The sequence below is a fragment of the Pantoea sp. Ft-CA_14 genome, assembly GCF_024520875.1.
Taxonomy (GTDB): domain Bacteria; phylum Pseudomonadota; class Gammaproteobacteria; order Enterobacterales; family Enterobacteriaceae; genus Pantoea; species Pantoea agglomerans.
The window spans coordinates 73,272-95,054 of the sequence record NZ_JALNPM010000015.1 but is presented as its reverse complement, the minus strand read 5'-3'; the positions used below and the strand labels follow the sequence as shown (position 1 = coordinate 95,054).

Below are 21,783 nucleotides of genomic sequence, written 5' to 3'. Positions count from 1 at the left end.
CGTATTATCACCGGCTCAAGGTGATGGCGTGCCACCTTTCCCAACCGCCGGTGGGCTTTACACCGGCTGATGACGCCTGACACTCAATCCTTTCGCGGGAGCTGAGGTGTCAGGCGCAGTTTATCTCTGCCTTTCCCCCTCAGCCCGGCGTCAATCTGCAATCAGGAGCAAGACATGTTGAAACCGTTATTGGCTGTGATGATCGGCGGCTCTGCCGGCTGTGTACTGCGCTGGCTCTTTGCGATGCGCTTTAATGCGCTCTTTCCCAATCTGCCACCTGGCACACTGCTGGTGAATCTGATCGGCGGTCTGGTGATCGGCGGCGCGATGGCCTGGTTTGTTCGCCATCCCGATATCGACCCGATCTGGAAACTGCTGATCGTCACCGGACTGTGCGGCGGGCTGACCACCTTCTCCTCTTTCACGGCGGAATTAATGGGGTTGCTACAATCAGGGAACTATCTCTGGGCGATGACCAGCGCGCTGGTGCATGTGATCGGTTCGCTGCTGATGGCGTTTGCCGGTTTCGCACTGGTCACGATGCTGGGCTGATCCGGCTAAGCGGCGCTTGTCATACTCCTTAAGAGGTAGATACTGTTTCAGGTTTTACGCCCGACCATCCCGCATGAACGGGCGCAGAAGCTGAACGTCACCGATTATTCCGGACGATTAAGGAGCCGAGCAATGCGAACTAACCCCACTTTCCTTAACCTGGTGCTGTTAAACGGTGAGCCCGGCCAGAAACTTCAGGCGGCGCGTGACGCCGGTTTCGATCAGGTGGAGATCTGGCGCGAGGATGTCGAGGCGTGCGAGGGCGGCGCGGCGGCACTGGCTGAGATCGCTGCCCGGCAGGGACCTGGCTTTACCAATCTCCAGGTGCTGCGCGATTTCACCGGGGCACCCAGTGCGTTGCGCGGACAGAAGCGCGAAGAGCTGCGCCAGTTTATTCAGATTGCCCAGGCGCTGGGCTGCGACACCATTCAGGCGCCGGCCAGCACCCGCGAGGATTGCTGCGCCGACCAGATTGATGATGACCTGCGCTGGATGGCCTCTGAAGCTGCGCGCTACAACATGCGCATTATGTATGAGCCGATGGCCTGGTGCAGCGTGGATAACACCCTGCCGCTGGCGTGGCAGCGATTGCAGCGGCTCGATCAGCCCAATATCGGGCTGGTGGTCGATCTGTTTCATATCTGCGCACTGGGCGGCGACGCCTCGCAGCTGGACGGCATTCCTGCCGATCGCATTTATGAAGTGCAGCTGTGTGATATGGCCGCCGTTCCCGCGCAGGATAAGCAGAGCCTGATGGCGATGGCAAAGCATCAGCGTCTGCTGCCCGGCGATGGCATTATCGACATTGAACGCTTTGTCGATAAGCTTAAAAGCGCGGGCTATCAGGGACCGGTGGGCATTGAAGTCTTTAATGATGCGCTGAAACGCCTGCCGCCTGAGGTCGCTGCCCGTCATGCCTGGCAGGCATTAAAGCGCTGCTGGGGTTAATCCTGTAAGCACTGCGCGATAAACGCGGCGGCGTGCATGGCACCCTGAGCAGAGATGGTGTGGCCGGTGGCGGGTTCAAATCGCGCTTCTACCGGCACCAATGCGGCCCTGAGTCGTGCTGCGGCAGATTCGCTCTCCTGCCACGGAATCACCTCATCGGCCTGGCCGTGGATCAGCAGCGCGGGCAGATGAGGCTGTGGCGTCAGTTCACCGTCAACCGCCAGACGACCCGAAAAGGCGACCACGCCCGCCAGCGGATAACGGCCAGATGCCAGCGCATCCAGCGCCATGATCGACCCCTGTGAAAAGCCGACCAGCACCACATCCTGCCAGCGGTCGGCGAAGCCGTGCTGTGCGATAACGTCGCTGAGGGTCGCGTCAAACGCCGCCCGCGCGGCCCGGACCCGGCCTGGCCGGTTCTCTGGCGTCACCTCCTCCAGGCTGAACCACTGCCAGCCAAAACCGGCGGTAAAACGTTCGGGCGCATTGGGTGAGGCAAAAATCACATCCGGCAACAGCGTCGCCCAGTGACGGCCAATCGGTGCCAGATCGTCGCCGTTACTGCCTACGCCATGCAGAAAAATTACCAGTGCTTTTGCCATTAATGCTCCTTTATAGGCCGTACTCGCTCAGATCCGGGCCTGCCGGAACGATCCCGTTCGGGTTCAGTGCCTTGATCGAGTAGTAACCCTGTTTGATATGATCGATGCTGACCGTCTCACGCACGCCGGAGACTGACAGCATGCTCTTAAGATAGCGATTCAGCAGCGTATAGTCGCGTATCCGGCGCAGGTTACATTTGAACAGGCCATGATAGGCGACGTCAAAGCGAATCAGGGTGACGAACAGGCGAATATCGGTTTCAGTCAGCCGTTCACCCAGCAGGAAGGTGCGACCATCACTGAGCAGGGCTTCCAGTTCGTCGAGCTGGCTGAAGACGTCATTAAATGCCTGCTGGTAGCTGATCGATGTGGTGGCGAACCCGGCGCGGTAAACGCCATTATTCAGACGCGGATAGAGACTCTCATTCAGCGCATCAATCTCAGAGCGCAGCGCGGCGGGATAGAGGTCGATGCGGTTATCGGCCAGATCGCCAAAGCCGCTGTTGAACATACGCACAATATCAGCGGACTCGTTGCTGACGATGGTGCCGGTTTTCTTGTCCCACAAGACCGGCACGGTGGCCCGGCCCGTGTAATCGGGCGCGACGCGGGTATAGATTTCATGCAGGTACTGCGCGTTATTCAGCGGGTCCTGCTGTGCGCCGGGGAAATTGCCAAAGCGCCAGCCCTGGGCACCGAGCTGCGGTTCAACCACCGTCACGCTAATCAGCGACTCCAGCCCTTTGAGCTTGCGGGCAATTAACGCGCGCGACGCCCACGGACAGATCAGCGCCACATAGAGATGGTAGCGATCCGCTTCTGCCGCAAATTCAGTGGAGCCATCGCTGCTGATAAAATGCCGGAAACCGGACGTCTGACGGACAAATCCACCCTGTTTATCGGTCGACTGCACCGGGTGCCAGTCACTACTCCATTTGCCTTCTACTAACATCGCGCGACTCCTCTGTAATGTGAGAAGCAGCTTAACTGATGACTAAACGGCTGATAATCCGGTCATAAAGACAATCATTTCTTCCATTCTGGAAGAAATTACGCGGGCGGAAAACGGGTAAAGTGACTCACCAGGAAGTCGATAAGCAGGCGCGCCCGGTGTGCCAGATGACGGGCGGGCGGATAAACCGCAAACAGGCCAAGCGGTGGCGTGTCGAAATTCTCCAGCAGCCGGACAATCTCACCGCGTTGCAGCGCGGGAGCTGCGATAAAACCGGGCAGCCGCGCAATGCCCAGTCCGGCCATCGCGGCCTGCAGGCAGGCTTCGGTGTTGGCGAAGCGCAGACGCCCGCGGACCGGTACGGTGACAATCTCGCCGCCGCCGCCGCCGGCAAACGGCCAGTGCCAGGGATCGCGAAAATTGGTGTCGATGATGCACTGATGCTGGGGCATCTCGCGCCAGTGCTGCGGCGTGCCAAACTGCTCAAGATAGACCGGCGAGGCGGCGATGCGCACATGCACCTCACCCAGCTTGCGCGCGACCAGGCTGCTGTCGCTGAGGGTGCCGATACGGATCGCCATATCAAAGCCTTCATCGACGATGTTGACGGACCGGTCTGAAAAGCTGACATCCAGTTCAATCAGCGGATAGCGCCGGGCAAACGCCACCAGCACCTCAGACAACACCACAGTACCAAAGGAGCCGGGGGCGCTGATTTTCAGCCTGCCGGTAGGCGTCGTAGCGCTTTCACGCACGCTGGCATCCAGCGTCTCAAACGCATCGAGCAGGTTTTTGACCCGCTCATAATAGCTGCGCCCGACATCGGTGGGTGACAGGGCGCGCGTGCTGCGCTTAAACAGCTGGACGCCGAGCCGCTGCTCCAGCTTTGAAACCAGCTTGGAAGCCTGACTGCTGCTGGTGCCGAGACGTAACGCCGCCGCAGAAAAGCTGCCGGTTTCCAGCACCGTGACAAACATCCGGTCACAATCGAGTCGATCCATGGCGGTGTCCTGTGGAGATAAAGTCGCAGTATAGAAGCTGTGCTCCGCTGATGCAGCCTTCACTTTGCGTGCCTTAACCCTTTCGCTGGCGCGGAAAACCTGCTTGACTGACTCTCTGCCCGACGTTCTCTGGAGTAATTCATGTCGCTGATTCACCTGACGTCACTGGCGGAGATCCCGGCCGCCGAGTGGGATGCGCTGTTGCCTGATGACCAGCCCTTTTTGCGTCACGCCTTTCTGCTCACGTTAGAACAGAGCGGCAGCGTGCGGTCAGAGGCGGGCTGGCAGCCCGATCATCTGCTGTGGCGGGAGGAGGGGGTGACCCGCGCCGCGCTGCCAGGCTACCGCAAACGCCATTCACAGGGCGAGTACGTCTTTGATCACGCCTGGGCGGATGCCAGCCAGCGCGCCGGAATCCGCTACTACCCGAAATGGCTGGGCGCGATCCCCTTCAGCCCGGTCAGCGGTGCGCGCCTGCTGGGCGAAACCGCTGCCGCAGCGCAACTGCTGTCGGCCCTGCCTGAGAGCCTGTTACAGCAGGGCTTAAGCGGGGCACATATCAACTTTACCGATGCGCAGGCTAACCAGCTGCTGGCCGATCAGCCCGACTGGCTCTCCCGGCTCGGTTGTCAGTATCACTGGCATAACCGTGGCTACCGCGATTTTCAGGATTTCCTGGATTCGCTGATGTCGCGCAAGCGCAAACAGCTGCGTAAAGAGCGTGAGCAGGTGATGCAGAGCGGCTTTGAGTTTGACCGCTACTTGGGCTACCAGCTGCGCGAAGATCAGTGGGATTTTGTCTACACCTGTTACGCCAACACCTATGCGGTGCGCGGTCAGCGTCCCTATCTGACGCGTGACTTCTTCAGCCTGCTGGCGGAACGCATGCCGCAGAATATTGTGGTGGTGATCGCCCGTTTACAGCAGCAACCGGCCGCCATGGCGTTTTATCTGCGGGACAGCAACGCGCTCTATGGCCGCTACTGGGGCTGTCTGGCGGAGTTTGACCGGCTGCACTTCGAAACCTGTTTCTATCAGGGAATGGATTTGGCCCTTGATGAGGGGCTGACGCGGTTTGATGCCGGCGCGCAGGGCGAGCATAAGCTGGTGCGCGGCTTTGAGCCGCAGATTACCCACTCCTGGCACTATCTGCTGCATCCCGGCCTGCGCGATGCCGTGGCAGATTTTCTGGTGCAGGAGCGGGAAGGCGTGCGCGGCTGGGCGGAAGAAGCCCGCGACGCCTTACCCTATCGACGCGGCGATTAATCGATGCCGACAAAACCGCCGGTCTGATGCTGCCACAAGCGGGCATAGAGGCCGTTTTGCGCCAGCAGCTCGTGATGGCTGCCCATCTCGGCAATGCCGCCTTTATCCAGCACCACCAGCCGATCCATCTTCGCGATGGTCGACAGGCGGTGCGCGATGGCGATAACGGTTTTGCCCTGCATCAGTGACTCCAGGCTCTCCTGAATCGCCGCTTCCACTTCGGAGTCGAGCGCCGAGGTGGCCTCATCCATGATCAGAACCGGCGCATCCTTCAGCAGCACGCGGGCTATCGCCACACGCTGACGCTGACCGCCCGACAGTTTCACGCCGCGCTCGCCCACGTGCGCATCCAGCCCGGTGCGACCCAGCGAGTCGGAGAGCAGCGGGATAAACTCATCGGCGCGGGCGCGGTGAATCGCAAGCTGCAGCTCCTCTTCGCTGGCGTCGGGACGACCATACAGCAGGTTTTCACGGATTGAGCGGTGCAGCAGCGAGGTGTCCTGGGTGATCATGCCAATCTGGCTGCGCAGGCTCTCCTGCGTCACGGCGGCGATATCCTGATCGTCGATCACAATCCGCCCTGCGTTCAGGTCATAGAGGCGCAGCAGCAGGTTCACCAGCGTCGATTTACCGGCGCCCGAGGGACCAATCAGCCCAATCTTCTCACCAGGTTTGATGTCAAGATTAAAGCCGTTAATCACCTGACGGCCACCGCCATAATCGAAGCGCACATCCTCAAAGCGGATGTTGCCGCGCGTCACCTTAAGCTGCTTCGCCTGCGGCGCATCCTGCACGCTCAGCGGCTGCGCAATGGTTTTCAGGCCATCCTGTACCGTACCAATATTTTCGAAAATGCCGTTGACCACCCACATGATCCAGCCGGACATATTCACCAGGCGGATCACCAGACCGGTCGCCAGTGCAATCGCCCCGACGCTAATCAGCGACTGGCTCCATAACCACAGCGCCAGCCCGGAGGTCGAGACAATCAGCAGGCCGTTCAGCGCCGACAGGGTCAGATCCATGCTGGTGACCATGCGACCGGCGTTCTGGGTTTTTTCGGTCTGCTCCTGAATCGCCTCACGCGCATACTGCCGTTCCAGATCGCTGTGAGCGAACAGCTTGATGGTGGCGATGTTGGTATAACCATCGACAATGGTGCCCATCAGCTTAGATCGCGACTCTGAGGAGACCACCGAACGCGCTTTAACGCGCGGCACAAAGAAACGCAGCGAGGCGCTGTAGGCCACCATCCACAGAATCAGCGGGATCATCAGCCGCCAGTCGGCACCGGCAAACAGCACCAGTGAAGTCACCGCGTAGATCAGCACGTGCCAGATGGCATCCACCAGCTGCACCGCGGAATCGCGCAGTGAACTGCCGGTCAGCATAATGCGCTGGGCGATGCGACCCGCGAAATCGTTCTGGAAGAAATTGAGGCTCTGGCGCAGCACGTAGTTGTGATTCTGCCAGCGGATCATGCTGGTCATGCTCGGGCTGATGCTTTGATGTACCAGCATGTCGTGCAGGGCGATAAAAATCGGCCGCAGAATCAGCGCCACCGCCCCCATCCACAGCAGTATCGGCCAGTTATCCCGAAACAGGGTGGCGGGCGTGGAGTGATTGACCATATCGATAATGCGGCTCAGATAGCTGAACAGCGACACTTCAATCAGGGCTGACGCCAGTCCCACTACCAGCAGTGCCGCGAAACTCGGCCAGACCTGCCGCAGATAGTAGAGGTAAAACGACCAGACCGTTGAAGGGGGCGAGTCGGTGGGCGCGTCATGAAAAATATTGATAAAACGCTCAAAACGGCGATACAACATAGCGATACTCTTTCCGTCCGGTAAAGAGCTACAGCTTAGTGCATGAACCCCGTTCGGCTAAAAGGAGAAAATATGGAAATCATTATTCGGGCACGGGAACCGCAGGATGCCGCCGCCTATCAGCGACTCTACAGTCATCCCGATGTTTATCCCTGGACGCTGCAGCTGCCGTTTCCCAGCGTTGCCACCTGGGAGAAAAAAATCGCCAGAATGGATGCCGAGGGGTTTATCGCCTTTGTCGCGGAGATCGAGGGCGTGCTGGCCGGTGAGCTGACGCTGTTTGTGGATAACAAGCCGCGCACCCGCCACTGCATCAGCTTTGGGCTGGGTGTGCATCCCGATTACGCCGGTCGCGGCGTCGGTGAGCGCCTGATCCGCACCGCGCTCGACTATTCCCGTAACTGGCTGGGGATTACGCGTATGGAGCTGGAGGTGTTTCACGACAACGAACGGGCGCTGCGGCTCTATGAGCGGCTGGGCTTTGAGCGTGAAGGGGTGATGCGCCAGGCCGCCCTGCGCGACGGTCAGCTGCGCGATGTGGTGATGATGGCGAAACTGCTGCACGAGAAGTGATAACCGGAGCGGCAGCGCTGCCGCTCCGCTTTGCATTACGGATTTTTATTGCTGTATTGCTGCATGTTCTGCTGCGTTACCAGTTCAAACGGGATCCACTGGTGGGAATCGACTTTTTCCCCTTTGATCATCTGCTGCGCCACCTCGACCGATTTTTTGCCCTGGCCTACGGCATCCTGGAATACGGTGACGGCCAGTTTGCCGCTTGCCAGGGCTTTCAGGCCATCCGGCGTGGCATCAATGCCGCCCACCAGAATGGTTTTCTTCGGTTTCGCCTGGGCAATCGCCATGGTTGCGCCAATCGCCATTTCGTCGTTGTTGGCGGCGACAATATCGATCTCTTCCCCGTTCGACAGCCAGTTGAGCATTAAATCCATGCCCTCATTACGCGAATAGTTGGCGGTCTGCTTCAGCACCACTTTCATGTCGGGATACTTTGCCACCACCTGCTCCACATCTTTGGTGCGCTGCAGCGCACCCGCATCGCTGAGGTTACCGATGATAATGGCGACCTTGCCACGATAACCCGCCTGCTTCGCCAGCGCTTCCATCTGCAACGTGCCCGATTCGCGTTCGTCAGAGCCGACAAACACCACGCCCGGCGGCAGGGTTTTATCGCCCGGTGTGCGGTTAACGTAGACCAGCGGAATGTGAGCCTGCTGCGCCAGTCTGGTCAGGGCAGGGGTGCTGGCGGAGTCGACCGGATCGACGATAATCGCGTCTACCCCGGAACTGATAAAGCTCTGCACCTGATCGGTCTGACGGCCCACGTCGCCGCGTGCATCTTCGAACTGCGCATCCAGCTGACGCGCTTTGGCCTCTTTCTCGATCGACTGGCGGATAATGGTCAGAAAGTTCTGGTCGAAATAGGCCATTGAGACGCCAATTTTCTCTGCCAGCGCCGACGTGGAAAGAGAGAGCAGACAGAGTATTGCCCATGCACGTTTTTTCATTGCAGACTCCCGAGGTTAACTGAGTGAAATGGATTTTTCATTTATTATAAAAATGGACAAAGATTATCATTTGCAGCTTATGAACAGTCGCCGGGTTTGACAACCGGCCCTTTTCACTCTTGCTAGCGCCGCCACACTTTGCCGTAAAATCGCCGCGTCATAGCTGCCAGCGCCGATGAAATCCTCGACGTGGCGCACACTCTGCGGCAGGCAGCCGCGGCTTGTTGCGCTTTTGTGCAGCATCGCACTGGCCTTTGTGGTGGTTGTCAGAAAACCGTTAAATCGGGCCTGACGATCTCAACATCCGCACAATGATCCATCGTTAGCCTCCTATCTATATTTCCTTAAGCGGGAAATCTCAGCGTTATTCCTGAAAAAAACCTCGTGGCGCAACCTGCCGCTTTTTAAGGAATTCAGCTCATGCTTAAAGACCAAACGACTCACCGGACGTCTCATGTACGCATCTGGATCCTCTGCCTGATCCTCTTTCTGTCGGTCGTGGCTTATGCCGACCGTTCGATCCTCTCGATCTCCGGATCGGCAATCAAAGAGGAGTTCGGCCTGTCAGCGATCCAGCTGGGATTGATCCTCTCTGCCTTCAGCTGGGCCTACGTTATCGGTCAGATCCCCGGCGGGCTGTTTCTTGACCGCTTCGGGGCTAAAAAAGTGTATGGCGTCACGCTGGCGCTCTGGTCAGTCTCGACGCTGGCGATGGGATTCGTTGGTGAGTTCTCCAGCGGCATGACCGGCGCGCTGATGCTGATGTTTGGTCTGCGCTTTATGCTGGGATTGATCGAGGCACCCAGCTTTCCCGCCAATGCGCGCGTGGTGATTATGTGGTTCCCTGGCGCAGAGCGGGGACGGGCTTCATCGCTGTTCAGCTCGGCGCAATATTTTGCCGTCGCCATCTTCTCGCCGCTGTCAGGCTGGCTGGTGTCGCGCTTTGGCTGGGAGTGGCCGTTCTTTGTGCTGGGCGGCATCGGCCTGCTGGCGGTGTTTGTCTGGGCTGCCTGGATGCGCGAGCCGCGCAATCACCCTGGCGTGTCAGAGAGTGAACTGCGCCACATCGTTGACGGTGGTGCGCTGGTGGATATCGACTCGGCGCAGACGCTGAAAGCGCGGCCACCGGTCAGTAAAGCGATGTTCAGAAAGCTGCTCACTAATCGCATGCTCTGGTGCGCCTATCTCGGTCAGTACTGCATCATCGCGCTCAGCTACTTCTTTATTACCTGGTTTCCGATCTATCTGGTGCAGGCGCGCGGCATGAACATCATGGAGGCGGGCTTCGCCACCGTTGCTCCGGCGCTGTTTGGTTTTCTGGGCGGGATCAGCGGCGGCTACCTGTCAGACAAGTTAATCGCCCGGGGCTGGAGCGTCTCCTGGGCGCGTAAAACGCCCTATATCGTCGGCATGCTGATGGCGTCCAGTCTGGTGCTGGCGGCGATCATTCCGGGCAATAGCGGCATTATCGCCATTATGTCCTTCGCCTTTTTCGGTAAAGGCATAGCGGCCGGGGCAGGCACCTGGACGGTGATCAGCGACACCGCACCCAAAGAGGCGGTGGGCCTGGCAGGTTCCATTTTTAACGGCATCGGCAATATTGCCGGTTTCACCACGCCGCTGCTGTTCGGCATCATCGTCGGTCTGACCGGCAGCTACAGCATCGGGCTGGCGTTTGTGGCGGCACACTGCGTGGTAGCGGCCCTGCTGTTCCTGCTGGTGATGGGGCCGATTGAACGCGTTGGTGAAGAGAGCGATCGCCCGGCATCCTATAACAATCAGGAGAAAGAAGATGGCATTAAAGCAATGTAAGGTGCTGATCAGAGGGAAATTCCTGCCACCGCAGCTGATAGAGAACATTGAAAAGACGTTCACCGCGTTCCGGCTGTGGGAGGCGGAAGATGAGGCAGCCTTTCTGGCTGAGCAGGGCGCAGATATCGACATGCTGGTCACCAGCGGCAACGCGGTGATGGGCGCACCGGCCGCGCTGATCGCCGCGCTGCCAAACCTGAAAGCCATCTGCAGTAACGGCGTCGGTTATGACAGCATTGATACGGAAGCCGCCCGGTCGCGCGGCATTGTGGTGACCAACACGCCGGAGGTGCTCAATGATTGCGTCGCCGATCTGGGGATGGCGCTGCTGCTGGATGTGGCGCGCCGCATCAGCGAGGCCGATCGCTTCACACGCGCCGGTCACTGGTCGCAGGGCCGCTTTCCGCTGAGCAGCAAAATCGGTGGCAAGGTGTGCGGAATCGTCGGGCTGGGCAATATCGGTCAGGCGGTGGCAAGGCGCGCGCAGGCGTTTGATATGGCGATTCACTATTACAATCCGCGTTCACGCCCCGATGTGCCCTACACCCGTCATGAGAGCCTGGTGGCGCTGGCGCAGCAGGCCGATTTCCTGGTGCTGACCCTGCCGGGCGGTGCCGCGACGCGCCACATTATTAATGCGGAAGTGCTGCAGGCGCTGGGACCACAGGGCTATCTGATTAACATTGCGCGCGGCAGCGTGGTGGATCAGCAGGCGCTGGTGGATGCGCTGGAAACCGGGCAGATCGCCGGTGCCGGGCTGGATGTGTTTGAACAGGAGCCGCAGGTGCCTGACGCACTGCGCCAGCGCGACAATGTGGTGATCACGCCGCATATCGCCAGCAGCACCCGCGAAACCATGGCGGCGATGGCTGACCTGGTCTTTGAGAATATGCTGGCGTTTGCCCGTGGCGAGCCGGTGCGGACCCGGGTAGTGTAACCACCGCGGCGTTTTAACTCCCTGCTGAAACGGGGGCGAGGCAGGACGCCTCTCCTCTGACCACTCACCAGACCCTCACCTTCGCACAAAACAGCCTGAAGAAAATTTGTCCGGCTGCCGATATCACCTTACCACCCGCTGATATTAAAGAGTGATAGCGTGATAAAGCTGATTACCATTGATGAATTGCGCCCAGGGATGTTTATCCACAAGCTGGAGGTCTGGTGGATAAAAGACCAGCGCATTCATAATGAGATGCTGATCACCGATCCCCGACAAATCGCCATGCTTCGCACTGAAGGGATCCGCCAGCTCTGGATCGACCTCGATCGATCGGTGCAGGCGCCGATCGCCTCCACGGTCGCGAAGAGAACCATTGGCCGCACCCCGTTTTTCCAGGAACTGGATCAGGCACAGCAGATCTTTTTGCAGGGCAAACCGAAAGTGCTGGCGATGTTCAACGAAGCGCGGTTGGGTAACGGCCTGAAGCTCGATTATATGATGGATCTGGTGGATGAAATCGCCGGATCGATCACGCGTGAACCCTCCGCTATGCTGAGCGTGGCGCGACTGAAAAATCATGATGACTACACCTACCTGCACTCCATGGCGGTCTGCGGGCTGATGATTGCGCTGGGTAAAAAACTCGGGCTGGATGAACAGGAGCTGCGTCGGGTGGGCATGGGCGGTTTACTGCATGATGTCGGCAAAGCGGCTGTACCGCTGGCGATCCTGAACAAAGCGGGCAAGCTGACTGAAGAGGAGTTCAGGGTGATGCGTGAGCATCCGGTGGTCGGTGCGCAGATGCTGATAGAAGCCGACGCCGATGACGATCTGCTCGATATCACCCTGCATCATCATGAGAAATATGATGGCAGCGGCTATCCGCACCGCCTGAAAGGCGAGGCGATTTCGCTCTACGCCCGCATGGCGGCGGTGTGCGATGTCTATGATGCCGTGACCTCGACCCGCTCCTATCGCAACGGCTGGACACCCGCCGAGGCGATGCACCAGATGCTGAGCTGGCGCGGACATTTCGACCCTGGCTTGCTGCACTCCTTCGTGCGGACCATCGGCATCTATCCGGTGGGATCGCTGGTGCGTCTGGCCTCCGGCCGGGTGGCGCTGGTGGTGAAAGCGGGCGAAAAATCGCTGATGCGTCCCTGCGTGCATGTCTTCTGGTCACTGCACGCCCAGCGTGAAGTGAAACCGGAAGAGCTCGACCTTGGCGACAGCTTCTGCACCGACAGCATTGTGGGTGCAGAGGACAGCACGCTGTGGGGTAACGTCGATCTGAATCGTATCTGGGCGCTGGAAGTCGCCTGATTTTTCGCCATTTTTACACTATTTTTACGCCCGCCCGCTGCATTTTAACCCCTTCTTTATACGCCTCCGCGCAAGCTAAGCCATAAATCCAATCCTCTGGAGGTTCCTGTGAGCGTGGGCGTAATAACCGGCATTGTGCTGGTGGTGTTGTTACTGGGCTATCTGATCTATGCCCTGTTAAATGCGGAGGCCTTCTGATGGCGGCCAATGCTTTTTTACTCATCGCATTCTATCTGCTGCTGCTGATGGTGCTGGCGCAGCCGCTCGGACGGGGTCTGGCCTCGTTAGTGGCTGACAAGCCGGTGTTTACCCGCCTGGAATCGCCGCTGTGGCGACTGCTGGGCGCGCAACAATCGGACATGCGCTGGCCGCACTACCTGCTGGCGATTCTGCTGTTTAATGCGCTGGGTTTCGTGGTGCTGCTGGCAATATTGCTGATGCAGGGCGCGCTGCCGCTGAATCCGCAGCAGCTGCCTGGCCTGAGCTGGCATCTGGCGCTGAACACCGCCGTGAGCTTCGTCACCAACACCAACTGGCAATCCTACAGCGGCGAAAGCACCCTGAGCTATTTCAGTCAGATGGTGGGCCTGACGGTGCAGAATTTCCTCTCAGCCGCGACCGGTATCGCCGTGGCATTTGCGCTGATCCGTGGTTTTGCTAATCGCAGCTCTGCGACCCTGGGTAACGCCTGGCGCGACCTGACGCGCATCACGCTCTATGTCTTACTGCCCATCAGCCTGCTGATGGCGCTGTTCTTTGTCAGCCAGGGCAGCATCCAGAACTTCGCGCCTTATCACAGTTTCTCCACGCTGGAAGGCGTGCAGCAGACGCTGTCGATGGGACCGGTGGCGTCGCAGGAAGCGATCAAAATGCTGGGCACCAACGGTGGCGGCTTCTTTAACGCTAACTCCTCCCATCCATTTGAAAACCCGACGGTGCTGACTAACCTGGTGCAGATGCTGAGCATCTTCCTGATCCCGGCGGCGCTCTGCTTCGCGTTTGGCGAAAGCGTGCGTGACCGTCGTCAGGGCCACATGCTGCTGTGGGCGATGACGCTGATGTTTGTGGCGGCGGTCTCGGTCGTCATGTGGGCCGAACTGCAGGGCAACCCGCACTTCCTCCAGCTGGGTGCTGACAGCGCCATCAACATGGAAGGTAAAGAGACGCGCTTTGGCATTCTTAACAGCAGCCTGTTCGCGGTTATCACTACCGCCGCCTCCTGCGGTGCGGTGAATGCCATGCACGACTCCTTTACCGCGCTGGGCGGCATGGTGCCGATGTGGCTGATGCAACTGGGCGAAGTGGTGTTTGGCGGCGTCGGTGCCGGTCTCTACGGCATGCTGCTGTTTGTGCTGCTGGCGGTGTTTATCGCCGGGCTGATGATCGGTCGTACCCCGGAATTCCTCGGTAAAAAAATCGACGTCTGGGAGATGAAGATGACCGCGCTGGCGATTCTGGTCACACCGGCGCTGGTGCTGATCGGTACCGCACTGGCGATGATGACCGACGCCGGACGCAGTGCCATGGCCAATCCCGGCATTCACGGCTTCAGCGAAGTGCTCTACGCGGTCTCCTCGGCGGCCAACAACAACGGCAGCGCCTTTGCCGGCCTGAGTGCTAACACGCCGTTCTGGAACCTGCTACTGGCTGCCTGCATGCTGCTGGGCCGCTTCGGCATCATCATTCCGGTGATGGCGATTGCCGGTGCGATGGCGGTGAAAAAAGTGCAGCCGGTGGGTAACGGCACGCTGCCAACCCACGGTCCGCTGTTTATCGGACTGCTGATCGGCACGGTGCTGCTGGTGGGTGCACTGACCTTTATTCCTGCTCTGGCGCTGGGCCCGGTGGCTGAGCATCTGCAACTTGTTCAGGGACAATCCTCATGAGTCGTCAACAACAGGCGTTATTTGACGCAGCATTGCTGCGTACCTCGGCCTGGGATGCAGTGAAAAAGCTCGATCCCCGGGTGCAGTTCCGTAACCCGGTGATGTTTGTCGTCTGGCTCGGCAGCATTCTGACCTCGCTGCTGGCGCTGGCGATGCTGACCGGCCGGATCAGCGGCAGCGCCAGCTTTACCGGGGCGATTGCGGTCTGGCTCTGGTTCACCGTGCTGTTTGCCAACCTGGCGGAGGCGCTGGCAGAAGGGCGCAGTAAGGCCCAGGCCAGCAGCCTGAAAGGGGTGAAAAAGACCAGCTTTGCTAAAAAACTCTCAGCGGCGCGCTATGGCGCCGAGTGGCAGCAGGTCAGTGCCGATGAGCTGCGCAAAGGCGATGCCGTGCTGGTGGAAGCGGGCGACATCATCCCCTGCGACGGTGAAGTGATGGAGGGCGGTGCCTCTGTGGATGAGAGCGCCATTACCGGTGAGTCCGCACCGGTGATCCGCGAGTCGGGCGGTGACTTCGCCTCCGTCACCGGCGGGACTCGCATTCTCTCTGACTGGCTGGTGATCACCTGTAGCGCCAACCCGGGCGAAACCTTCCTTGACCGGATGATCGCCATGGTGGAAGGCGCGAAACGCCGTAAAACCCCGAATGAGATCGCCCTGACCATCCTGCTGGTGTCACTGACCATCGTGTTCCTGCTGGCGACCGTGACACTCTGGCCGTTCTCGGCATGGGGCGGAACGCCGGTCAGCATCACGGTGCTGGTCGCGCTGCTGGTCTGTCTGATCCCGACCACCATCGGCGGCTTACTGTCGGCGATTGGCGTGGCGGGGATGAGCCGGATGCTGGGTGCTAACGTCATTGCGACCAGCGGACGTGCGGTGGAAGCCGCGGGCGATGTGGATGTGCTGATGCTGGACAAAACCGGCACCATCACGCTGGGTAACCGTCAGGCGACCCAGTTCCTGCCCGCGCCGGGCGTCAGCGAAGAGCAACTGGCCGACGCCGCACAGCTCGCCTCGCTGGCCGATGAGACGCCGGAAGGGCGCAGCATCGTGGTGCTGGCGAAACAGCGATTTAATCTGCGTGAGCGCGATCTCAGCAGCATGGGTGCCAGTTTTATTCCGTTCTCTGCGCAGACCCGCATGAGCGGCGTGAACGTGCAGGATCGACTGATCCGCAAAGGCGCGGTCGATGCGGTACGTCGCCACATCGAAGCGAACCATGGCCGTTTCCCGGCCGAGGTCAATGCGCAGGTGGAAGAGGTGGCACGCAGTGGCGGCACGCCGCTGGTGGTGTCAGAGGGCGCGAACGTGCTGGGCGTGGTGGCGCTGAAAGATATCGTCAAAGGTGGCATCAAAGAGCGCTTTGCCGAACTGCGCAAAATGGGTATCAAAACGGTGATGATCACCGGCGATAACCCGCTGACGGCCGCAGCGATTGCCGCGGAAGCGGGCGTGGATGACTTCCTGTCAGAGGCCACGCCGGAAGCCAAGCTGGCGCTGATCCGCCAGTATCAGGCGGAAGGGCGTTTAGTGGCGATGACCGGCGACGGCACCAACGATGCGCCTGCACTGGCGCAGGCGGATGTGGCGGTGGCGATGAACTCCGGTACCCAGGCGGCGAAAGAGGCGGGCAACATGGTCGATCTCGACTCGAACCCGACCAAGCTGCTGGAAGTGGTGCATATCGGTAAACAGATGCTGATGACGCGCGGTTCGCTGACCACCTTCAGTATCGCCAACGACGTGGCGAAATATTTCGCCATCATTCCGGCGGCGTTTGCGGCGACCTATCCGCAGCTCAACATGCTTAACGTGATGCACCTTCACTCGCCAGCCAGTGCGATTCTGTCGGCGGTGATCTTTAACGCTCTGGTGATTGTCTTCCTGATCCCGCTGGCCCTGAAAGGCGTCAGCTACCGCCCACTGAGCGCCGCTGCGCTGCTGCGCCGCAACCTGCTGATTTACGGTCTGGGTGGCCTGCTGGTGCCGTTTGTCGGCATCAAAGCGATCGATCTGCTGTTAGTGTTTTCAGGCATGGCCTGAGGAGAGAAAAATGAGTCAGTTACGTCCGGCAATTTTACTGTTGTTGCTGCTTACGCTTGTTACCGGCGTGGTTTATCCTTTGCTCACCACCGGTCTGGCGCAGTGGCTGTTTCCGTCCCAGTCCAGCGGCTCGCTGCTGGAGGAGGATGGCGTGGCGCGCGGGTCGGCGCTGGTTGGCCAGAACTTTACCCAGCCCAACTATTTCTGGGGCCGCCCTTCAGCCAGTGGGGATAAACCTTATAATCCGCTGGCCTCAGGGGGCAGCAATCTGGCCGCCAGCAACCCGGCGCTGGACAAAGCGGTAGTCGATCGCGTCGCTGCGCTGCGGGCCGCGAATCCGCAGGCACCTGCCGCCGTCCCGGTTGAACTGGTCACCGCTTCAGCCAGCGGGCTGGACCCGGATATTTCGCCACAGGCCGCCCTTTGGCAGGCACCGCGTATCGCCGCCAGCCGCCAGTTGCCGTTGCCGCAGGTCGAGGCGCTGATAGATAAGATGACGCATCGTCCGCTGCTGCCATTCCTCGGCACCCCGACCCTCAACGTGTTGCAGCTGAATATGGCGCTCAACGAACTGTAATGGTGTTAAGAGCCTATCCCATTAGGCTATTTTATTTGTCAGTCTGAACCTGGGCAGTGCTCACACAGGCTGCTTTAGCAACCTGAACGCCCGTCAGGGCGGCCCTGAAGGGGCGAGCGCAGCGAGTCATCCTCACGTACTACGTGTACGCTCCGGTTGTTCCGCGCTGTCCGTGTCCAGACTGTCTGCAACAATTACGCCTACTGGCATAGGCTCTAAGGAAGCGATGAACCACGAACCCCAGCGTCCCGATCCCGACGCGCTGCTGCAGGCTAACCGCGAGACTCATCGCGGGCAGCTGAAAATTTACTTTGGTGCCTGTGCGGGCGTGGGTAAAACCTATGCCATGCTGCAGGAGGCACAGCGGCTGCGCGCGCAGGGTCTGGATGTCTTAATCGGCGTGGTAGAGACCCATGACCGGCCGGAAACCGCGCAGCTGCTGACAGGGTTAACTCTGCTGCCGCGTCGCGCAACCGGCCGCTCGCGTCATGCGGAGTTTGATCTCGATGCCGCGCTGGCTCGCCATCCGGCGGTGATCCTGATGGATGAGCTGGCGCACACCAACGTGCAGGGCTCGCGCCATCCCAAGCGCTGGCAGGATATTGAGGAGCTGCTGGAAGCGGGCATCGATGTACTGACCACCGTCAACGTACAGCATCTTGAGAGCCTCAATGATGTGGTAGGCGGCGTCACCGGCATTCAGGTGCGCGAAACCGTGCCCGATCCCTTTTTCGACAGCGCCGACGAAGTGGTGCTGGTCGATCTGCCGCCCGACGATCTGCGGCAGCGGCTGAAAGAGGGCAAAGTCTATATTGGCGACCGCGCGGAACGCGCCATCGAAAACTTTTTCCGCAAAGGTAACCTGTTCGCCCTGCGTGAGCTGGCCCTGCGTCGTACCGCCGATCGGGTGGATGATCAGATGCGCGCCTGGCGCGATCAGCAGGGACGGGAGCGCGTCTGGCACACCCGCGACGCCATTCTGCTCTGCATTGGCGACGACAGCGGCAGTGAAAAGCTGGTGCGCACCGCCGCCCGACTGGCGGCGCGGCTTGGCAGTGAATGGCACGCGGTCTATGTCGAAACGCCCCGGCTGCACCGGCTGCCGGAAGCGCGGCGACGGGCGATTCTCCGTACGTTACAGCTGGCGCAGGAGCTGGGCGCGGAAACCGCGACCCTCTCTGAACCCGATGAAGCCGAAGCGGTACTGGGTTACGCCCGCGCACACAATCTGGGCAAAATTGTTACCGGTCGTCGCCCGCTGCGGCGCTGGCGGCGTGACAGCTTTGCCGAACGGCTCGGCCAGCTGGGGCCGGATCTCGATCTGCTGGTGGTGGCGCTGGATGAGCCGCTGAAGGATGCGCCGCATCCGCTGCCGGATGGCCGCGTCACCAGCGAAAAATGGCGTATTCAGCTGCGCGGCGTAATGATGGCGCTGGTGCTCTGTATCCTTGTAACCGCCGCCGGGCAGTCGGTGCTGATCGGTTTCGATCCCGCCAACTGCGTGATGATCTATCTGCTGGCGGTGGTGATCGTGGCGTTGCGCTATGGCCGCTGGCCGTCGGTGATCGCCACGGTAATGAATATCGTCGCCTTTGACCTCTTCTTTGTTGCCCCCACCGGCACGGTGGCGGTCTCCGATCTGCAATATCTGGTCACCTTTGGCGTGATGCTGGCGGTGGGCGTAATCGTCGGCAATCTCACGGCAGGCGTGCGTTATCAGGCGCGGGTGGCGCGCTACCGCGAGCAGCGGGCGCGCCAGCTCTATGAGATGGCGAAATCGCTGGGCAGTGCGTTAACGCCGCAGGATATCGCCGCCACCAGCCAGCGGGTGCTGGATGCCACGTTACAGGCGCGCTGCCTGCTGCTGCTGCCGGATGAGCAGGGCGAACTGCAACCGGTGGGCGATGCGTTACCGGCCAGCGAGCCGGATCGCGCGATTGCTAAATGGAGTTACAGCAAAGGCCAGCCTGCGGGTGCGGGCACCGATACCTTACCGGCGGTGCCTTATCAGATCCTGCCGCTGAAAAGTGGCGCGCACTGCCGGGGTTTGCTGGTGGTGGAGCCGCAGAACCTGCGTCAGCTGATGATCCCCGAGCAGCAGCGGCTGGTGGAAACCTTTACGGTGCTGATTGCTAACGCACTGGAGCGAATGGCGCTGTCGCATAGCGAGGCGGCGTCCCGGCTCTCGGCGGAGCGTGAACAGCTGCGCAATGCGCTGCTGTCGGCGCTGTCCCACGACCTGCGCACCCCACTGACCGTGCTGTTTGGTCAGGCGGAAATGCTGATGCTCGACCTGGCCAGCGATAACTCAAAATATGTGCCGCAGGCCAGTCAGATCCGCGAGCAGACGCTGAGCACCATCCGGCTGGTGAGCAACATGCTGGATATGGCGCGCATTCAGTCGGGCGGCCTCAATCTGCGTGAGGAGTGGCTGGCGCTGGAAGAGGTGGTCGGCGGGGCGCTGAGCAGCATGGCACCGTCGCTGAAAGGGCATGAGGTCCGGCTCGATCTGCCGGACGACATCGTGCTGATCAAAGGCGACAGCACGCTGCTGGAGCGGGTCTTCACCAACCTGATTGAGAACAGCCTGAAGTATGCCGGTAACAGCGCACCACGCGGCATTCGCGCCTGGCGTGCGGCATCACGGCTGGAGATCTCGGTCTGGGATAGCGGACCGGGCATTGCCGAAGACGATTTAAGCCGGATATTCGATAAATTCTGGCGGGGCGACAAAGAGTCGGCGGTGCCGGGCGTCGGGCTGGGTCTGGCAATCTGTAAAACCATTATCGAGAGCCACGGCGGTCAGATCTGGGCAGAGAACAGGGCCGAAGGTGGCGCGGCATTTCGTCTCTCGCTGCCGCTGCCGCCGGTCCCTGAAATTTCTGACGAAGGGCTGAAATAACTTCACAGTTGATCGGTTATACTCCCGGACCTGTTTGATTATTCGTGGGATTGTATGGAACGTTTTACCGAAAACCTGATGTATGCATCGCGCTGGTTGCTGGCCCCGGTTTACATTGGACTTTCGCTGGGATTGCTGGCGCTGACCATTAAATTTTTCCAGGAAATTTTCCACCTGCTGCCCAACATTTTCAGCATTGCGGAAAACGATCTGATCCTGCTGCTGCTGTCGCTGGTGGATATGACGCTGGTTGGCGGCCTGCTGGTGATGGTGATGTTGTCAGGTTATGAGAACTTCATCTCTAAGCTCGATATCGACGAAGATAAAGAGAAGCTGAGCTGGCTGGGCAAGATGGACTCCGGCTCGCTGAAAAACAAAGTCGCCGCCTCCATTGTCGCCATCTCCTCAATTCACCTGCTGCGGGTGTTTATGGAAGCGCGCAACGTCGAAAACGACAAGCTGATGTGGTATGTGATTATCCACCTGACCTTTGTGCTCTCCGCCTTTGTGATGGGCTGGCTGGATCAGATGTCGCGCAGCGATAAAAAACCGAAGTAACCTCTCTGGCGGCCCGCTGAGGCGGGCGCCTGCTTTACCCTTTCCGCTCTGTTCCCCCTGAACGACCCGCTGGCTGTGAGGCCGGACGCGTGCCCGCCAGCTGCGGCATCACCTCTTTGATCATGGCAAAAAAGTGTTGCAGCCTGGCCGGGTAGTAACTCGCCCAGGGATAGGTCAGCCACACCGGCAGCGGCGGTGCCTGCCACGCAGGCATCAGCTGAACCAGGCTGCCATCCGCCAGATCTTCCTGCACCGCCCAGGACGAGACGATCGCGGCTCCCATCCCCGCCAGTGCCGCTTTACGCACCGCATATAAACTGTCGCTGCTCAGCCGGGGCGTAATCGCCAGGTTCACCGGCTGGCCATCGTCAATCTTCTGCAACGCCACTTCGTTACGGTAAAAACTGGTCAGTGCCAGCCACGGCAGGTCGCGCAGCTGTTCAACCCGCTCAATCGGCGGCTGCTGCGCCAGCAGGTGCGGGGCGGCCACCACAATACGTGGCACTTCTGCCAGCAGTATCGCCACCACCGAAGGATCGGTTGGCGCACCGACCTGAATGGCGCAGTCCACATTCTCTGCCATAAAGTCGGGCGTGCGGTCATTCAGCATCCACTCAATATTGAGCCGGGGGTAGCGGTGCAGATAGTCCACCAGCGGGGCGATCAGCTGATCCTGACCAAAGGCGTGTGGGGCGCGAACCCGCAGCGTACCGACCGGGTCATCGCTGGCCCCGGTCAGCTCATCTTCCAGCGCATGCCAGGTCGCCAGCAGCTGCCGCGCCTGGGCGTAGCAGCGCTCGCCATCATCGGTAAGCTTCAGCGCATGGGTGGTGCGCAGGATAAGCTTGAGGCCCAGCCGCTGCTCCAGGCTCTGCAGTCGGCGGCTGACGGTGGGTTGTGTCGTGCCGAGCTGCGCGGCGGCGGCGGATAAGCTGCCGCTCTCCACAATACGGATAAAAGTCTGCATCAGATCGATGCGATCGCTGCTGTTAGGATTGTTCATACGCACCACGTATAACGGTTTTGCCTGATGTCAGTCTACCGCGTATAACCGCAATGCGCTT

At 60.0% G+C, this 21,783-nt stretch carries 19 protein-coding genes and 1 riboswitch; of the genes, 13 read left to right on the top strand and 6 right to left on the bottom strand.

Annotated features, from left to right (window positions below; translation table 11 throughout):
• Positions 1 to 10: 10 nt before the first annotated feature.
• Positions 11 to 86: riboswitch (Fluoride riboswitch) on the top strand.
• An 88-nt stretch (positions 87 to 174) separates the two neighbouring features.
• Both crcB and NR195_RS19460 read left to right on the top strand, forming a co-directional pair.
• Positions 175 to 552, top strand: coding sequence for a fluoride efflux transporter CrcB (crcB, locus tag NR195_RS19465; RefSeq protein WP_031593044.1), 378 nt, complete (start codon positions 175 to 177; stop codon positions 550 to 552).
• 132 nt (positions 553 to 684) lie between these two features.
• The gene (locus tag NR195_RS19460) at positions 685 to 1,500 is read left to right on the top strand and encodes a sugar phosphate isomerase/epimerase (protein ID WP_060681268.1); all 816 of its coding nucleotides are present in this window, start codon (positions 685 to 687) and stop codon (positions 1,498 to 1,500) included.
• Here the strand turns inward: NR195_RS19460 and NR195_RS19455 are convergent.
• The 3 genes from NR195_RS19455 to NR195_RS19445 form a co-directional block, all read right to left on the bottom strand.
• Positions 1,497 to 2,102: an alpha/beta hydrolase gene (locus NR195_RS19455; protein ID WP_010671486.1), complete on the bottom strand. Its 606-nt coding sequence runs from the start codon at positions 2,100 to 2,102 to the stop codon at positions 1,497 to 1,499. The two genes, NR195_RS19460 and NR195_RS19455, sit on opposite strands and share 4 nt — an antisense overlap.
• 10 nt (positions 2,103 to 2,112) lie before the next feature.
• Positions 2,113 to 3,054 carry a glutathione S-transferase family protein gene (locus NR195_RS19450; RefSeq protein ID WP_256844830.1) on the bottom strand — a complete coding sequence of 314 codons (942 nt, stop codon included), beginning with the start codon at positions 3,052 to 3,054 and terminating at the stop codon, positions 2,113 to 2,115.
• A 98-nt stretch (positions 3,055 to 3,152) separates the two neighbouring features.
• On the bottom strand, positions 3,153 to 4,055 hold the full coding sequence (locus NR195_RS19445; protein ID WP_182505448.1) for a LysR family transcriptional regulator: 903 nt from the start codon (positions 4,053 to 4,055) through the stop codon (positions 3,153 to 3,155).
• 141 nt (positions 4,056 to 4,196) lie between these two features.
• Here NR195_RS19445 and NR195_RS19440 point away from each other — a divergent pair, with 141 nt between their 5' ends.
• On the top strand, positions 4,197 to 5,321 hold the full coding sequence (locus tag NR195_RS19440) for a GNAT family N-acetyltransferase (RefSeq protein ID WP_033780931.1): 1,125 nt from the start codon (positions 4,197 to 4,199) through the stop codon (positions 5,319 to 5,321).
• On the opposite strand, the gene NR195_RS19435 is transcribed toward NR195_RS19440, so the two are convergent.
• Positions 5,318 to 7,150, bottom strand: a complete 1,833-nt coding sequence (locus tag NR195_RS19435) for an ABC transporter ATP-binding protein (protein WP_010253459.1) — start codon at positions 7,148 to 7,150, stop codon at positions 5,318 to 5,320. The two genes, NR195_RS19440 and NR195_RS19435, sit on opposite strands and share 4 nt — an antisense overlap.
• Before the next feature lie 72 nt (positions 7,151 to 7,222).
• On the opposite strand from NR195_RS19435, the gene NR195_RS19430 reads away from it, so the two are divergent.
• Positions 7,223 to 7,723, top strand: coding sequence for a GNAT family N-acetyltransferase (locus tag NR195_RS19430; RefSeq protein ID WP_010253457.1), 501 nt, complete (start codon positions 7,223 to 7,225; stop codon positions 7,721 to 7,723).
• 35 nt (positions 7,724 to 7,758) lie between these two features.
• Here the strand turns inward: NR195_RS19430 and NR195_RS19425 are convergent, their stop codons facing one another.
• On the bottom strand, positions 7,759 to 8,676 hold the full coding sequence (locus NR195_RS19425; protein ID WP_061704377.1) for a sugar ABC transporter substrate-binding protein: 918 nt from the start codon (positions 8,674 to 8,676) through the stop codon (positions 7,759 to 7,761).
• Between the two features lie 420 nt (positions 8,677 to 9,096).
• Between NR195_RS19425 and NR195_RS19420 the strand changes: the two genes are divergently transcribed.
• The 9 genes from NR195_RS19420 (at position 9,097) to NR195_RS19380 (ending at position 20,719) form a co-directional block, all read left to right on the top strand.
• Complete coding sequence (locus tag NR195_RS19420; RefSeq protein WP_010253452.1) at positions 9,097 to 10,488, top strand: MFS transporter; 1,392 nt, start codon at positions 9,097 to 9,099, stop codon at positions 10,486 to 10,488.
• Complete coding sequence (locus NR195_RS19415; protein WP_256844829.1) at positions 10,469 to 11,425, top strand: 2-hydroxyacid dehydrogenase; 957 nt, start codon at positions 10,469 to 10,471, stop codon at positions 11,423 to 11,425. The genes NR195_RS19420 and NR195_RS19415 overlap by 20 nt, the downstream gene beginning before the upstream one ends.
• A gap of 159 nt (positions 11,426 to 11,584) precedes the next feature.
• Positions 11,585 to 12,751: an HD-GYP domain-containing protein gene (locus NR195_RS19410; RefSeq protein ID WP_010671493.1), complete on the top strand. Its 1,167-nt coding sequence runs from the start codon at positions 11,585 to 11,587 to the stop codon at positions 12,749 to 12,751.
• A gap of 108 nt (positions 12,752 to 12,859) precedes the next feature.
• Complete coding sequence (kdpF, locus tag NR195_RS19405; RefSeq protein ID WP_010253443.1) at positions 12,860 to 12,949, top strand: K(+)-transporting ATPase subunit F; 90 nt, start codon at positions 12,860 to 12,862, stop codon at positions 12,947 to 12,949.
• Positions 12,949 to 14,637 carry a potassium-transporting ATPase subunit KdpA gene (gene kdpA / locus NR195_RS19400; protein ID WP_010671494.1) on the top strand — a complete coding sequence of 563 codons (1,689 nt, stop codon included), beginning with the start codon at positions 12,949 to 12,951 and terminating at the stop codon, positions 14,635 to 14,637. The genes kdpF and kdpA overlap by 1 nt, the downstream gene beginning before the upstream one ends.
• Complete coding sequence (gene kdpB / locus NR195_RS19395) at positions 14,634 to 16,682, top strand: potassium-transporting ATPase subunit KdpB (protein ID WP_010253438.1); 2,049 nt, start codon at positions 14,634 to 14,636, stop codon at positions 16,680 to 16,682. Before kdpA ends, kdpB begins: the two co-directional genes overlap by 4 nt.
• A gap of 10 nt (positions 16,683 to 16,692) precedes the next feature.
• Entirely contained in the window at positions 16,693 to 17,259 is a 567-nt protein-coding gene (gene kdpC, locus NR195_RS19390) for a potassium-transporting ATPase subunit KdpC (RefSeq protein WP_256844828.1), read from the top strand.
• Positions 17,260 to 17,485: 226 nt separating this feature from the next.
• A complete protein-coding gene (kdpD, locus tag NR195_RS19385) occupies positions 17,486 to 20,161 on the top strand; it encodes a two-component system sensor histidine kinase KdpD (protein WP_010671497.1) in 2,676 nt (891 codons plus the stop codon).
• A gap of 54 nt (positions 20,162 to 20,215) precedes the next feature.
• Entirely contained in the window at positions 20,216 to 20,719 is a 504-nt protein-coding gene (locus NR195_RS19380) for a TIGR00645 family protein (protein ID WP_010253431.1), read from the top strand.
• Positions 20,720 to 20,753: 34 nt separating this feature from the next.
• Here the strand turns inward: NR195_RS19380 and NR195_RS19375 are convergent, their stop codons facing one another.
• The gene (locus NR195_RS19375; RefSeq protein WP_033766585.1) at positions 20,754 to 21,722 is read right to left on the bottom strand and encodes a LysR family transcriptional regulator; all 969 of its coding nucleotides are present in this window, start codon (positions 21,720 to 21,722) and stop codon (positions 20,754 to 20,756) included.
• Positions 21,723 to 21,783: the final 61 nt, after the last annotated feature.